This window comes from Sporomusa aerivorans (assembly GCF_041428895.1).
Lineage (GTDB): Bacteria > Bacillota > Negativicutes > Sporomusales > Sporomusaceae > Sporomusa > Sporomusa aerivorans.
Genome location: NZ_CP156926.1, coordinates 2,456,135 through 2,471,344, shown reverse-complemented (window position 1 = coordinate 2,471,344; position 15,210 = coordinate 2,456,135). Strand labels below are relative to the sequence as shown.

Sequence of the window (15,210 nt, the reverse complement as noted above, 5' to 3'; positions counted from 1 at the left end):
TTCTAGCATAGACAATTAATCCCAGCAATAACAATCCTAGAACTAAATAGAATTATAATATTTCATTCACAACACCATTACTTACCAATTGTTGCAATAATACAAAATGAGCCCCTGGCGTGTGCCAGGGGCTCATTTTTAGAAGAAATATTATGGTAAAACATAGGTATTTATATGCAATTTTTTTTACATTAAAGGTAAATATTTGATTGGTTCTATAACATAATTAATTAGAGGTGGTCCTTCCGAATAATTAGCTAACAGCCACCCTCTCCCATCATATCAAGCACCTATTAATATTTCTTCTGATTTATGCCCACAATTCTTGCAAACTACGGATATTACTCCCGTTTTGCTGTCTACAGAAAACCTAATTAGATGAACCTCAAAGTTTCCCATTTTATTTGAAAGTATTTCTGTATGTCCACATCTGCAACTGATTCGCATGGTATCCCTCCAATATTGGTAGTATATAGCAAAACTATTCTCTGCCTTTTCGCTAAATTCCTGCAAATTAAGAGCTTTTATCCCAATAAATTCAAGAAGAGGTAATATTTTAAACCATCATCTTTCATCCCAGCCGAACGGCCACTGCTAAAAAAAGACCCAGCGACATAGTGCTGGGTTTGGGAAAGTACGTGCAAATAGCTGAGCAACTATTTACTCTTATATTGTAGCTTACTATTATTTGAAATTTCTTGGGCGGCAATAAATAGAAAACCGCACCCCGGAGGGTGCGGCAACCTTCATTAAACGTCTGGCAAATAGCGTAGTGTCATTGAGATTAATTAATTTCTAATGAGGCCAGTAAGTAGTGCTTGTTATCATGATATTCTTTCATTCCATACAATATTGCCCTTATAAAACACACTACTCCATCTTTAATATGCTCAAGGTCTGTTAACGTCATATCTCTTGCACAATCGCCAAATGATTCATCACCATGAGCGAGATTATTTCGTTTGTCTTTTACGATTTTTAAACAGCCATCCTCATCTGATGCGACATATCTAATCCGATGCTTATCACAAAGCTTTTTTATGACCCTCGCATCAAGGTTTCCACTTATGCCTATCGCCTCTCGGCTTAAAATAATTGGCTGACTTGAAATAACATGATTGATAATAGACTTCACACGATCTTCATAAACGGCTCTTCCTGCCACATTAGAATACACTTTTCCTATTTCATGGTTTGACCAAATAGATCGGATTTCAACAATAAGGTCACCATAACTGCTACCACTGTTTTTTAAATTCTCATATATCTCCATAAGGCCACTAATTACACAAGCCTCAACCAAATTGTACAACATAAGCAAAAAATTGGACTTGAGGATTCGTTGAAATCTCGCATTGTCAATAGTCTGAATTTTTCCGCTTCCATTTTCACTATCAAGCATTATGGAATAATAGAATTCAATCTCAGACACTCTATCATCAAAAAGAAGCATTGTGTTATTCATTCGTAGCATCCTTTAGTAATTGATCCCTAACGTATTCAACTCGCTCTTTCAATTTTCCTTGATTATTGCTGGCATCAGACGTGGTAAGAGCCTTAAACTTTTTAGAATTAATCCAGTCGATAGAATCCACGGTCAGTTTTGGATTACTTCTAAGGGCAAGAGCGACACCAACAGATATAGCTTCAAAACGTACACGAGGAGTAGTAGTCGCATCCTTGCTTTTTGCAAACCCAAATGGAAAATATTTGGTAACAAATTGCATTGTCTTGTTAAATTCATCAAGATACGCCTGCTCAGCAAATGTGTGCTGATGCGCGATAAGGAATTCATCCAGAAAATCGGATACTCTATGGTCAAATGAAGTATAATCGTTTACATATGCAAAAAATCTTAAAACAAGTTCAAATCTCTCGTGTCGATCTTCTTGTTTTTTTGAAACAGGACATATTGTTTTAAACAACTCATCTTGTCCACACTGATCAATAAAGTCAGCAAAATTACCGGGGTATGATCCACGTCGAACTTCAGATTCATTTACTTTTATACCGGACCTATTAATACGATTAAAAATATCCTGACGAACATCATTTGGCGTAGACTCATCCAGAACTATCACACGCATCGTTTTATTATTAAAGCGTCTTTGCTGTGCTTCTGATAAATCAAAAAATTTAAAGCCCTTTAGTCTTGTTAATTTTGACAAAGAAGATAGAGCTAACTCACCTTTTATAAACTTTACAAGTGTCTGGATCCGTTGTGCGCCATCGATGATTTCTAATCGTCCATCCTCACAATCACCAAAAAACATGAATGGAATCGGCAGTCCTAATAGCACAGACTCAATAAAGGATGTCTTATTTTTATCTGCCCATATATACTCTCTCTGATATTTAGGAATAAAGAAATCACTTTTATCAAATTTAGTAACAATGAGTTCAACAGTGTAATCTTTTGTATCGTAATCTATTTGTCTTTGTAATTCCTTGAGTTGTATATCTGCCTGAGTTTTTTGCTCATAAGTGATAGGTTTTTGTACCGTTTTAGCCATTTTCAGCAACCTCCCCAATATGACGTTGTATGCTCTCGCCAATAGCACGCCCAAGATTCACAGGTACAGCATTTCCGATATGTATCCCCAATTCTTTTTTGCTTAATCTAGCACCAAAAGGAAGAAATTTATAGTCGTAAGGAAATGATTGCAACATTGCACCTTCCCTTATAGACAGTGCTCTGTTTTGCTCAGGGTGCCCGAAACGGCCATTACCATAACCATAAAACTGCGTAGTTATTGTTGGTGCGGGCTCTTCCCATGACATACGGCCATATACTGAGGGATATGTGCTTCCACTTTCCTTTTTATGACAATTCAATTGCAAAGCTGCATCCCAGTCTCTCCATGTCCCGCAAGGACGTGATTGTTTAATGCGCTCAATATTTATTAATGATAAACGTGAAGAACAATGCAATGGATCTTCTTCAAACGATTGACCAGCATCAATAGGCGGGAGGTTACCAATGGTATCTCGAACGGTTAAATATGTTTCGGGGGTATATTGAGGATCTATAAGTGAAATTTCTCCCAATTTCGAAGCAAGTAAAACAAGCCGCCTCCTGCTTTGGGGAACACCATAATCGGGACAATACACTATCTTCCACGAAACATAATATCCCATTTCTATAAGTGCAGCTTTAAAATCATTAAAAACAGATTCTGCTGCTAATTCAGGAACATTTTCCATTGAGACTATCTCTGGCATAATGTCACGGACTTTATCTGCAAAAGCATAAAGGAGTCGCCATTTATCCCCTTTGTGGCCTTCTTTGCGATATCGCTGTGTATATCTCGAAAAAGGCTGGCATGGAGCGCAACCAACCAATACGCGTATCAGGCCATTAGGGTAAATATTCGAAATTATATCAGATGGTAACTGGGCGACATCAGCCTCAATAAATACAGCTTGATTATTCGTTTCATATGCATATTGACACGTCCCATCTATATCTATTCCTGCAAGTACTTGTAAACCAGACAGTAAAAGACCATGTGTCAAACCCCCGATACCACAGAATAAATCAATAGCTGCGCAAGGCATTATGTCACCTCCATGGGTGACTGTTTATTTTCAATCATTTTTTTATCTTCCACAAAAAGAAGGTATGCATCAATACCCAAAGCGGAAGCAATTTTTTCAACATTATCAAGCGCAATACTGCGCTTTTCACGCTCAATTGCACTAATATATGTTCTATGCAAACCTGCTATATCTGCAAATCCCTCTTGTGATAATCCACGTTCAGTTCGATATCGCTTAAGATTTCCAGCAAAAGTATGCAGTAACTTCATTTAATCACCCAATAAATATTATCGCGTAATTTCAGACAATAAGTCAACATACAATAAGTAACATAGCTAAAATTTTAGCCCTTCTGTGCATAAAAAAGCCGCCCACCAGGACGAACCCGGCAGGCAGCAAAAGAGTTAACATAGTGGATTAGAATAGTATACATCGCGTTTTTTAGAACTTCTTTAGAAATAAAAAAGCCCGGCAGCCTAAGCCACCGGGAAGTGCAAATCATGAAACATGAACTAATCTGAAACTTTAAAGATTGCTAAGAATGGCCGTCCTTGTGCAGAATCATTAATTACATTTAATGCTCCTCCACTTATTTGGAAGGCTTGCAATTCAACATAATCACCTGTTTGCAGCTTGTTAATACTCCCCACATTTCCCCCCCATGTGTTCGTACCATTTGCAACACTTGACTGTCCCGAAAGATTAATAGAACCGTTAAGCATAATACTTGCCGCCCTATATCCAGTACCCTGAGAATTATAAATAATTTGAGCAACAATTTGGTATACGCCATCCGAAGGAATTGTAATTCTTGTTGGATTCGTTGTGTTATACATATTATCCGAATCAAATTCTACAGAATCAAAGACAACCTTCGTAGCTACTGTATTGGGAATACTCTGGTCTACACTTCTTGATACACGACAAACTGCAGTATTTTTCTCACCGTCCGGAATCACACTCGGATCAAATTTCCCGTCATTGCCAAGCATAGCTAATTTGCCAATGTCTTCGGTTCCCTTGGATACTACGATAATCTCCTCATTGCAACTAAAGGTTCTTGCCATTTCTAAACACTTCCTCTCCAAAATTTTTTTTAAAACAGATCTTACTTTGAAGGCCTTCACTTATATACATTCAGATCAACTGGCTTTTTAAACGCCTCAACGCACTATGTTTTATTTGACTTACTGCCTGTACCGTAACCCTAATATCTGAGAGATATATGCCAGCTTGCGACCATATACAAAAATGTGAACTAACACAAGCAGCTGCCGCTGCGGCAATGCTTGCAAAGCCGCCAGCATCCTCTCAATAGTTTCCTTATATACTAACTCAGCCTGCGGATCATCCGGAGCCGCTATATATGCAAGCGCCTTGTCCCCTTGGTATTCCATTTGCTTGCGCTTTGCTTCTTTTCGCCAAAGATTTAGCAGGCCAAACTTAACCCGGCTTTCAAGATAGCCGGCCAATGGGACTCCCAAATCGGGATTGAAGTTATGTATGGCTTGTAACAAAGCTAACCATGCTTCCGATTCAGCATCAGGAACGGATTTTCTATATATACCCGCGTACTTCTTAATTAGTGGCTTAAACTGCTGACAAAGAAGTTGCTTGTCTATTTGAATCGCCTCCCAAAAAATAAAATAAGCCCCCGGTTTCCCGAGGGCTAAAATCACTCAGCGCCGTCAGTTGGCTTTTTACGGTTGCTGATTGGAGGTGGTTTCAGTTGTTGTGGCTTGCGCATTGGCCGCCACCGCAGTATTGTACTGCTGGATTGCGGCTGTCAGGGCCGTTGCCGCCATACCTTGCACCATCTGATTACGGTAGGTTGTCCAGGACGCTTCACTGTCACTGATCTTCGACGCCCCATAACTCGTTACTGCCGCCAGTGCGATTTGACCCAATGCTGCCCAGATAGAGTTATTCGTGTTTGCCATTTTACCATTCCTCATTTCATTTATTTTTAACTGCCCACCAGTTAAATAGCGATACAAATCCATTGGGGTAATACAATCGGCATCAATCCCAGGTAAAATATTAAAACCGCCTGCCCGTAATATTCGGGTGACGGTTTCGCTACAATTCATTGTCCATGCGCCGGTATCGAGATTAACCGGCAAACGCATAAATAGCATGATTGCCCAGTTAATTACCCCATTTATAATAGGATGCAAGTTTATACCCCAAAGTGTATGCGCGCCGCCTTCGATGCACCCGATATAAGAATAAAACTTGCCTAACAGTTTTTTAGCCATTAATTCAGCCGCTATTTGATTTGGCAAGTCTATGTCGAAAAATACGGCATAGGGGTTGCCCTCATATTCGTTCATATTGCGCATATGTACGCCTGGATATCTATCACCAGCTTTCATAATTCCTGTCGATTCCAGGACGCCGCCATTGATTTTAATAGCAACATGACTATAGTCACCAGATGTTACTTTCTCGATGACATCATCGACCAATGTGTCGCCGCCAACAAAAATCAGTGTCACCTTGCCCATTAGACCAGATCCGCAGTAATGACCGCTTGGCCCTTATATTCGGTAATATCAATATTGCCGTTTTCTGTTACAGCAAACTCCACTTCGATGCCGTTGGCATACACCGACTGCACTTTTCCTTCCACGCTATCCGGCAAAGAAAAAATTCCGGAATCATCAATTTTTATCAGCTCTATCATGTCCATTCCTCCCCAAATGTTTCTCGCAGAATCGCCTTGCATCTAGCCAAGTAGGTTTCCAGCAAATCCCCGAAGTAGCCGCCATGCTTCAGGGCAGCAACATAACCGTCAATGTCGGTTACTTCATATATGCCGTCAATCGCATAATACCTGAGATAACGGCCAAAATACTCGGCGTAGGCTTTGCAATTACGAAACTGCATGTAAAAATACTGGCCGTCCGGCTGGGGCGTGTTGTTGGGCGCTTCCTGCGTGAGCCCAGCCAAGTTGTTGTAATCCAGCGCCATGCCGGACATAAACGGCTGGCCGTAAAACCGGCTGTCTTTGTCTATGTTGGTGCTTTCATGCACCCATTGGGCGTAAATCCACTCCGGCTTGATGATATTGTCACGGCCCGTATTGGCAAGCTCGGCAGCAACCTTGGCAAACTCAAAAAAATACGGATTAACCACTCTGCCGGTTTTCGGTTCTTCCGTAGCAAAAGGATCTTCTTGAACCTTTAGGGGAACGCTATTACCAGAAGCAATAATAATTCGGCTAAGTTCCTGGCCGTCTGCGTTTTGCATCCGTAAGCATCCATAAGTTGGGCACCATCCTTGATAGTCGGTAAGCGGATCGTCGCACCCGCTGCCGCCGCCGTGAATATCCCGGCCCCGTGGGTCGCCAGTAGTGATATAGAAAGTACCATATGCGGCATTGTTTTCTGCCGGCGGTTCGTCGGCCGAAACTGTGTACTCACCAATAGGCAATGATTCACGCGGCTGGCCTGCATCGTTGTATCCATCTACAAAGTCACTGCGGCACTCCCATGACTTAACCTCACTATTATCCCTTTTAAGATAAATTCGCTGATCCTGCCGACTGTAGATAAGCTGCATATCAATCAACCCTTTCTAAAACAGTTTCAATGGTTTCGCCTTCCTGCGGTACCGGGCATTGGCCGTCTTTGCACACAAACTGCGCTACCCATGCCGGAAAGGTCATATTATGGATGCCGGTGCCGTTGCCCAGGAGGTTATTAATGTTGTTGTGGTACTCGGTAGCCAGCGGCAGCAGGTTGCGAATATCATCAATATGGGTTAGCGGCTGATCGGCCATTTGCTCACTATAGCCAAACGGATCTATAACCAGCAAAAAAGCCTTGAGTTTGTCAAAATCAATGACATTCGCAAGGCTAAATTCCGCAATATGATGGACTTGTATATTGGTAGTTCTGTCGGTGATCGGGCATCGGTAATTGCCGTCTTTTTTGAGCTTGGCGACGCTTCGCCTAAATTCGGCTGATCGTTGGCCGTGTTCCGGGGTAATAATAATTTCTTTAATGGTTCGCTGCTCAACGTGTTCAGTTGTTATTTTTTCTGGATTCCCCATTACTGCCCCCCTTTACCAAATAATTTTGCAACAAATTCTGCTACCCATCCGGCCACAGCACCGACAATACCGGCAGTCAGAAATATACTGTCAACCCGATGATGAGCTGACCGCGCCCTGGCGTCAGTTGCAACAATATCTTTGCCATGCTGCACCAACGTTTTGGAGTGATCTTCCACCGTTGCCATCGTGGTATCTTGCTTTGTCTCAATCCGGGCAAGCCGGTCAATAACATCTTGCTGAAAATCCTTTTCGCCCAAGCGATCACCCCGTAAAAATCATTTTTCGCATAAAAATAGCCGCTAATTAGCGGCAGTACATGGTTCACGCGGCATATTATCACCCCATAAAAACACTGATAAAAAGAAACTAGATAATGAAAGGGAATTTCCCATACCGTACACCAACAAAGTCAATTTCCACGCTGGCCGTCTGTTCTAAGGAGTCTTTTACCTCAAGGACTAAGTTGTTTTCCTTCCCTACCTTAATGCTTTTCGCCGGCAGTTTATAGCTTATACTTATTGGGCCTGTTGCAAACTCTGTCCAGGCTACCAGCACAACATCATTAAGCGTAATTTGGTAGCTCATGGTATCGGCGTCCGCGTCACTGATAACGGCTGTTAGGGTTGTCTTATCAAGTACCGCGACTATCTCAGGTATGGCATCTGTTTTGGTCAAATAGGTGGTATATTGATTTGTGGCTACTCCGTCTGTTGCCTCAATTGTTATAGCGTTTGTCCCTACGATGGTTGCGTTGCTGGGGATAACAACCGAAATGTCATATTCGAACGAATCGCCTGTATTGTAGGCTTGGAACTCTTCCCCATTTACCAGGATGCGATAGCTTGCGTTGTCGCCGTCCGAATCCGCGATATGAGCGGTCAGTGTGGATTCTGTATGCGTCTCAGCGGGCGATAGGGCAACATTGGAGATTGTTGGGGCAGAGTTGGTTTGGAACAGAGCGGTGATGCTCTGGAGGTAGGCTTGAGTGGATTTCTGATAAATGTAATAATAATTATATGAATTTGAAGTACCGTTAAAACCAAAGGTTATGGACGTAATCTTTTCGTTATCAGGTGAGACATAAGTAGATGTTACGCCGATTGTATAGTTTTTTATAACCATGGTTGCTGTCGTATATAAATTACTTAATATTTCTGCGTAGTTATAACGCGTACTTCCCTGTGCACCACCAGACCAAAGGGTTTGGATTTTTGATATCTTATATTCACTACTTGGAGCAGATACAGTCTTTGTATGCCAATCATAATCACCTGTAGGAAGTACACCCGAAGTATATAAATTTTCGGGTGCATAAGATGTAACGTGAGAAGCCAACAAAGAACTCATATAGCACATAAAATCAAGCTGTGTTCTTTGGAATATCTCTGCCCACTGCGCGTTTGTTATGGCTGACAATATGCTGGCCGTCATACCGTTGGTTGCAATATTGTCGCTATCCACTACAACCCAAGTTGAATCTTGGTAGGCATACCAAGTCTGCCTGCCATCAAAGCTAACCAGGAACAAGCAGCCATCACCGGCAATGTTTATGCCATTTATACCTTTAACCTTCGATAAATCAAATGAAATAACGTCTGTAGTGGTTAAAACACCATTGCCACCAGTTATGTTATTACCCACATACTCCATATCATCTTCTCTTAATTTACCAATGTCACCGGATAAGCTAAATCCCCCAGTATACGTGTATAACGTTCGATATGATGTAGCGCGATAGGTTTCTTCCAGGGTTACGACAAAATCAAGGTAATCCCGGCCACCATCATCATATAACAAGTAAAGCCTACAGCTATTATCTCCCGTTGCCAAGTCTGCCAGGTCTAATTGAAATGACAAAGCTGCCAAATCAATACTGGTATCCGCATAAGAGATTGATTCTGTGCCACCAATAAGCAACGAATATTTGCCTGTGGTGCTTTCCCGAGTATTAACCGTTGATGCTTCAATAGCGGAGCTTTCATAAGAGAATGTCGGCGTAACCGTAAGCCTGATATGATCGGCAGCGTTTGAGTCGTATAGTACCGTCTCGACAAGTACACCTTCATTACTCCTGCTTCTTATCCCCGGCTTCATGTTAGGCAGCATAAATCCGGTTACGCTTCTAACACGTTTGCCAGCAGTGATACTTCTGGGAATAAAGCCCGGTACTGTCCGCTGCTCCCTTGTTCCTTTGGCTATCTGAGAGCTGATATACCCAGGCGTGATTCTTTGCCGCTTGCTGAATTTTAAGTTTGGCCTAAGTATGCCGGGTAATTTCTTTTCCCTCTCTTCCATTGCCAAACTTGGCCTTAAAAAACCTGTCGCTTTTCTATCCCGCTTACCACAAGATATTGTCTTTGGAACAATTCCGGGAACATTTTTGTCACGCTTTCCACATCTGAATGTTTCTGGGATAAGCCCAGTAACTACTCGTTGTTTCTTTATTCCTTCAGATTTAATTACCTCTGAAAGTAGTAGCCCATCAACATTTTTTGAGTCTCTGGTTTCAGCAGTAAGTAAAAACATTAAATCACTTGCAGTAATGTAATAACCAGTATTTGTTGATGTGGCATAAAAACGATATTGTAGATATGCTCCGGTGGTTGTAAAATCACCAGAAACAGTTGCAGTTGAGCCAGATTTTCCAGTTCCCGTATAAAGGGTAGTCCATGTGCTTCCATCATTACTACCCTGAAAATAAAAAACAGGACAGTTGTTTGTTATTATTGAGAATCTAAAAATGGTTACAGCAGAACTAAATACAATTTTAATCCATCCAAGCGACGTTGAATAAGCCTTCCATCCGGCACCGCCCAATCCTGTATTGAATATGTTATATGCTGGATATGAAGTAGATAGTGTAGAACTGGCACTGATGGTATAAGTAATACCATCAGTGCCGGGGATAGTTCCGGTTAAATCAGTCAAACCACTCCCGAAAATGTTATAGCCATGCGTAGTTGACATTTAATCAGCCCCTTACGCGATTCGAACTAATAGAGCCAAGGAAGGAAAGGAAAGCACGTTCACCGAAGCGCATACAGCCACATAGTAAGTATACGTGCCTATGGTTATCTGGTCGCCCGTAAGTAGGTTACTATTATAGGCACAAAGGACGCCGTCTAATTTACCGCGAATACTTTCTGTGGTTGAGCCGTAATAAATCTCAGATACAGCATATTTCCCGGCCCCGTTTGGATTTTTGGACGGCAGCAGGGCGCTTGTGGCTATCGCATAAGGCGCGGTTGCAGACGCCTGGTCGTCGGAGGTATTGCAGATCATGACCGAACTTGCCGTAGTGCCGTTGTTGGTAGTGCCTGTGAGACAACCGCGATTGTTGGACTCAGTAACATACACAGTATCCGGCTGGCCCATGTAAATGAGTGTCGGGCTGTAACCCGTGGCATACGGGTATTCCAGTAGCAGGATAATCTTACTGGCATCCGCGTACACTTTATAATTTATTGGTGTAGCTGCCGCCAGCGTGGTTGTCAGCGCGGAAACCGGGGCAAGGTATAGGGCAGTCCAGGCAAGCGAAGACCGGCCAAAGGTTCCGGCTACTCCGGTAGTGCCGGGTGTGTAGGTATCCTGCAGTCGGTAAGACATAACGCAATAGTCGGTACTTACTACGGAGTTTGCAGCAGATGCGTTTGTATCCCGGATATTAAGTATTAGATTTTTGTCTCCGTTGTTGCCTGTAGACTTCAAAACTACAAAATCACTGGATGCCAGTGAAGAAGTATCCGTCCAGCCTGCGGCCACCAGCTTATCAATAATGAGCTGGTAAATTTGACTCTTTAAACAAGTTCCAGAAGAAAATACATAATCTGTAGGTACGGCCATGTTAACTCCTCCAATAATTTAAAACTATTTTAAAATACTTTAAAATCATTTCTTAACTATTTAAAATAAACAGTTGGACTGACATATCGCTATCGTCACTGGTGGTATACAGCCGCAATATATCGCCGGCAGTAATACCGTGGCTAATAGAATAATCCCCGGACACCGAACCGGCAACCAGGTTAAAAGTTTGACCGCCAATTTTCTCCCAATTGGCGGCCTGTGCTGCATAGTCGGTACTCGATTGTCGCTGAAGCTCAAAGCTGGTGTCCGTGGTGCGAACAGATTTAAGGCTTACTGTGATTTGCTTGGCCGTCCCTTTCCAAGGATACCGGACTTCATAATCCGCACTGAGGAAGGTAACGGCCCTTTCATCTTTTTTGGCAGCAACTGTAGCCGCCAGATTCGTTAACCCGGTTTCGGTAGCCAATACTCTTGTTTCCAGGGCGCTAATATCCTCGGTCTGCCCCGCTTCCAACTCCGTCAGTTTCGCTTCTAAGATATCGACATTCTCATTGAAAATGTCCTTTACTACCTTGTCGCTGTCTTCCAGCTTTTTAAGTTTGATATTCTCTGTTTCTGTCGCCACAAAATCACCACCTTATAAACTGGGGACGGCTATTTTATTAAAGTTCGTCCCGTCAAACTGGTAAGCGTACAAACTTCCCGGACTTGTAGCATCGAAATAGGTGAGGACTATATAACCGTTCCCCAGGGTTACGGTGTCATAAGTCCCTTCCCCGGTAATCGCCAGGGCTGTGCCGTTTGGCACCACATATTTGCCGTCTTTGGACAAGATCGCGCCCGTTTGCTCTGTATCCAAAACGGTTCCCAGGATGATAAGCGGCATGGCTTTGATTGGGATAGCCCTGTTTTTCGATGCGTCGCTAAAGGTTAACGCAATGCCGTCAGCGGAATAGATACTCGCCAGTATAGTTTGCGCTTCTTCTTCGGTAGCACAGGCGTCCACAATATACGGCGGCTTCCACTCCACGATCCGGCTTTGGTACTGGTAAGATTCAAGTCCATCCAGCTTGGCCGTCATCGTCAGAATCGTATCCTGGCTAAAATCGGTGCTGTCAAGGCAACGCTCTGCCCAGGTGTAAGTAAAGTCGGTTAGTGTGGTAGGCATCAAGGGATTTTCCTCATTTTCAATCTGGGATAATATCTCTTCGTGGATCATGGTGCTGCCCAGGTAGGCCCGGATCACCGTCTGCAGCCCGACAGGAGCCGCCACCGTTTGCCCGCTGTAATAATCTACTAAATCCTCTTGTGACACACAGCCATAAGAAGCATTTTTATTTCTCGTTGTCCAGGCTAATGCAACATTGCCGGCCGCTTTTGTCAGCCGGGAAACCTGACTATTTAAATGACTGGTCATGCGGATGCGTCCCGGGGGGCTTGGCCGTTCGGCCCGTCGTACCGTAGTTAAAGAGGTTACTTTGGTATCGCTAAATTCTTCTTCTTCGGTAGCCGTGGCTGTCGTAATGTTATATTTCTCCGTTGTGGTTTTTCCTTTAGCACATACGGCCCCGCCGGTTGTAACATTGGAATAATAACCGTAATCCAAAAAATAAACCGTAGCGCCAGCGGCATGAGCGGCGGGTACGGTGTCGTAAGTAGCCCGGATAACATTTGTTACTTTGAAGTTGCCATTTGAAAGCTGGGTTAACGTTCCCCAACCCATGAGTTCATTGTTAATCATTAATAATCGTGAACCATTGCGGGCTAATGCTATGCCGGACTCGCTTTTGCGTTCAGCCATTTCCAAAACATCACCGTTAATGTCGATGACCTCAAAGCCGGTAACATCTTCCGCGTCGCCATCCTCGGCAATCGAACCCACAAGCTGCCCCGCAGGTGTCCATTTCGTCATGCTGGTAGTTTTCGTCCAGCTTAAATCACGATACCGCCAAACATTCCATTTCACTGTATCCTTGGCTGGTAACACCGCAGCCGCATAGACATAGCTATCTTTGGTTTGCAGTATTTCAAACGGAGCCTCAAAATAGCGGAATAGCTGCACCCCGGTAGGATAGTTGTCCGGTTGAGTCCAGGATGTGGTGTCACTCACACCATAGCTGGTTTTCCCAACGCCAAAGACATCTTCAATCGCGTCAATGGTTACTTCCCCGGTAGTAAAATCCCCTAAATCAATGTCGTTAACCCGCATAACCAGCTTTTCTATGCCGTAGGGGTCCCAGTTGAGCTTAAATACATCCCCTTGACGAAGCGAGCTTGCTTTGCGGTTGCATACCAATCTCACCGATGCCAGCGGATAGCCCTTTTCCCTCAATTCCCGGTTCGCGGCCCAGGCTGCATTTGCAGAAGTTGTAAAATAGGTAAAATCCATATCCTCAGAATTGCGGTCGCCGTCATTGGCCTCAATGATCGCCGGGTCATTATCGGTCACGGTGCTTGTATCATACAAAGATGAGCTGTCGGAGTATTTGGCAACAATCTCGCCTTTGGAATTTGACCAAACGGTGCGGGTATAGCTGATTTCACTCACAATGGATGAATCCAGCACCGGCAGGGCATCAATATTGTAATCGTCCCGGATAAGTTTAAAAGTCAGCTTGCCGGTCTGTGGATCATCATAACGAACCATATCTAGATGCTCACAGAGGTTGTCAATAATCGTGCTTACTTCGGTCCTGGTTGTTATCTTGATGGATACGCCCCGGCCCTCTTCGGCCAGAGTTTTACCGCAGGTCAGCATCGAATCCACATTGAGTACAGACGGATCTTTTCCCAGGCCCCACTCGTTATTGACAGTCATTTCATAAATGCATTCCATGGGATTTGCGTCATTATCGCCAATGCCGCCAAGCCCCAGCCGGTTAGGTATCCACTGCATATCAAAATACATATTCGGGACTTGGGCCTGTTTGCCGACATAGGCCGTTGGGACAACCGCACTTACAAACGGACGATAGGCCGGTGTAAGGCCGCGTAATTCCTCTTGTACAGAATCGGCGCTCATTTGCTCAACCATCCAGGAGTCTGCCGGCTGCTCGGCGCCACCCAAATATACCCGCACATCCCCGATGAAGCCGCCGCCTTCGTCAGCCCCGCCAAACAGTTCATCATTATCGACGCTGATAACAAAAGGTGAAGTAAGATGATTTTCTCTTGACTCGTCCCCGGTCCATACGGGGCCGTTATTATCGTCGTCACTGTTTTTGTCGTAGCCGATGTACAAGCTACGTAGCCTTATATTCTCCCCAGTAACGCAAACCAGCACCTGATACCCCAGGTAGTATTTAAATCCCTTTTGGATGGTGGTTTTTAAAAGCCGCCCGTTTATTAGCGTAGATAGAAGCCACATAAATAAGGAATTTAACAGGCTCCCGGTTGTATCATCTTTATAAGTTGCTCCAGATGCTGTGCCAGTTACAGAACCGCCTGCCCCTTGCCCAGTAGTTACTTTACCAGTTACCTTGGCTGGTGTGACTTGGTGTCCTGTGGATGGCGCAGCTATATATGCAGCAATTAGACTTAATACTAACGCCCAGCCATCAAACTCAGCCCAAGCAGAGTAACTTTCTGTATAGGCTTTAGAACTAAAATCTCCGTAATAAATAGTTAATGGACTTTCTATTATTTGCCGTCCCATGACAACTGGCACCGGCTTTCCTAGTTCAGCAGCTTCCGCGCCTAACTCGGACGGATCACTGTCTGTATCATTATCACTACGATTCAAAAAGTAAGACAGGAGCGTGGTTAGCCCCCAGCCTACCCACTTGTTCATGGCCATAGCCGCC

Annotated in this window: 15 protein-coding genes; all 15 read right to left on the bottom strand. The window is 43.7% G+C overall.

Translation table 11 applies throughout. The features are described 5' to 3' along the window. Window positions 1-784 precede the first annotated feature (784 nt). Window positions 785-1,465: an MAE_28990/MAE_18760 family HEPN-like nuclease gene (locus tag SATMO3_RS11520; protein WP_371380930.1), complete on the bottom strand. Its 681-nt coding sequence runs from the start codon at window positions 1,463-1,465 to the stop codon at window positions 785-787. Beyond that, the gene (locus tag SATMO3_RS11515) at window positions 1,458-2,513 is read right to left on the bottom strand and encodes a DUF262 domain-containing protein (RefSeq protein WP_371380929.1); all 1,056 of its coding nucleotides are present in this window, start codon (window positions 2,511-2,513) and stop codon (window positions 1,458-1,460) included. Before SATMO3_RS11515 ends, SATMO3_RS11520 begins: the two co-directional genes overlap by 8 nt. Then, window positions 2,506-3,558, bottom strand: a complete 1,053-nt coding sequence (locus tag SATMO3_RS11510; RefSeq protein ID WP_371380928.1) for a DNA cytosine methyltransferase — start codon at window positions 3,556-3,558, stop codon at window positions 2,506-2,508. Before SATMO3_RS11510 ends, SATMO3_RS11515 begins: the two co-directional genes overlap by 8 nt. Further along, complete coding sequence (locus SATMO3_RS11505; protein WP_371380927.1) at window positions 3,558-3,809, bottom strand: helix-turn-helix domain-containing protein; 252 nt, start codon at window positions 3,807-3,809, stop codon at window positions 3,558-3,560. The genes SATMO3_RS11510 and SATMO3_RS11505 overlap by 1 nt, the downstream gene beginning before the upstream one ends. A 243-nt stretch (window positions 3,810-4,052) precedes the next feature. After that, complete coding sequence (locus SATMO3_RS11500) at window positions 4,053-4,607, bottom strand: hypothetical protein (protein ID WP_371380926.1); 555 nt, start codon at window positions 4,605-4,607, stop codon at window positions 4,053-4,055. 120 nt (window positions 4,608-4,727) lie between these two features. After that, the gene (locus SATMO3_RS11495; protein WP_371380925.1) at window positions 4,728-5,219 is read right to left on the bottom strand and encodes a sigma-70 family RNA polymerase sigma factor; all 492 of its coding nucleotides are present in this window, start codon (window positions 5,217-5,219) and stop codon (window positions 4,728-4,730) included. 21 nt (window positions 5,220-5,240) lie between these two features. Then, a complete protein-coding gene (locus SATMO3_RS11490) occupies window positions 5,241-6,047 on the bottom strand; it encodes a hypothetical protein (RefSeq protein ID WP_371380924.1) in 807 nt (268 codons plus the stop codon). Continuing rightward, window positions 6,047-6,226: a hypothetical protein gene (locus tag SATMO3_RS11485; protein WP_371380923.1), complete on the bottom strand. Its 180-nt coding sequence runs from the start codon at window positions 6,224-6,226 to the stop codon at window positions 6,047-6,049. Before SATMO3_RS11485 ends, SATMO3_RS11490 begins: the two co-directional genes overlap by 1 nt. Beyond that, on the bottom strand, window positions 6,223-7,104 hold the full coding sequence (locus SATMO3_RS11480) for a L,D-transpeptidase (RefSeq protein ID WP_371380922.1): 882 nt from the start codon (window positions 7,102-7,104) through the stop codon (window positions 6,223-6,225). Before SATMO3_RS11480 ends, SATMO3_RS11485 begins: the two co-directional genes overlap by 4 nt. Window position 7,105: 1 nt before the next feature. Next, window positions 7,106-7,597, bottom strand: a complete 492-nt coding sequence (locus tag SATMO3_RS11475; protein ID WP_371380921.1) for a hypothetical protein — start codon at window positions 7,595-7,597, stop codon at window positions 7,106-7,108. Then, window positions 7,597-7,857 carry a hypothetical protein gene (locus SATMO3_RS11470; RefSeq protein ID WP_371380920.1) on the bottom strand — a complete coding sequence of 87 codons (261 nt, stop codon included), beginning with the start codon at window positions 7,855-7,857 and terminating at the stop codon, window positions 7,597-7,599. Before SATMO3_RS11470 ends, SATMO3_RS11475 begins: the two co-directional genes overlap by 1 nt. Before the next feature lie 109 nt (window positions 7,858-7,966). Next, entirely contained in the window at window positions 7,967-10,567 is a 2,601-nt protein-coding gene (locus tag SATMO3_RS11465) for a discoidin domain-containing protein (RefSeq protein ID WP_371380919.1), read from the bottom strand. A 12-nt stretch (window positions 10,568-10,579) separates the two neighbouring features. Beyond that, window positions 10,580-11,443, bottom strand: coding sequence for a hypothetical protein (locus tag SATMO3_RS11460; RefSeq protein WP_371380918.1), 864 nt, complete (start codon window positions 11,441-11,443; stop codon window positions 10,580-10,582). 52 nt (window positions 11,444-11,495) lie between these two features. After that, window positions 11,496-12,032, bottom strand: a complete 537-nt coding sequence (locus SATMO3_RS11455) for a hypothetical protein (RefSeq protein ID WP_371380917.1) — start codon at window positions 12,030-12,032, stop codon at window positions 11,496-11,498. A 12-nt stretch (window positions 12,033-12,044) separates the two neighbouring features. Beyond that, entirely contained in the window at window positions 12,045-15,203 is a 3,159-nt protein-coding gene (locus tag SATMO3_RS11450) for a phage tail protein (RefSeq protein ID WP_371380916.1), read from the bottom strand. Between the last annotated feature and the right edge of the window lie 7 nt (window positions 15,204-15,210).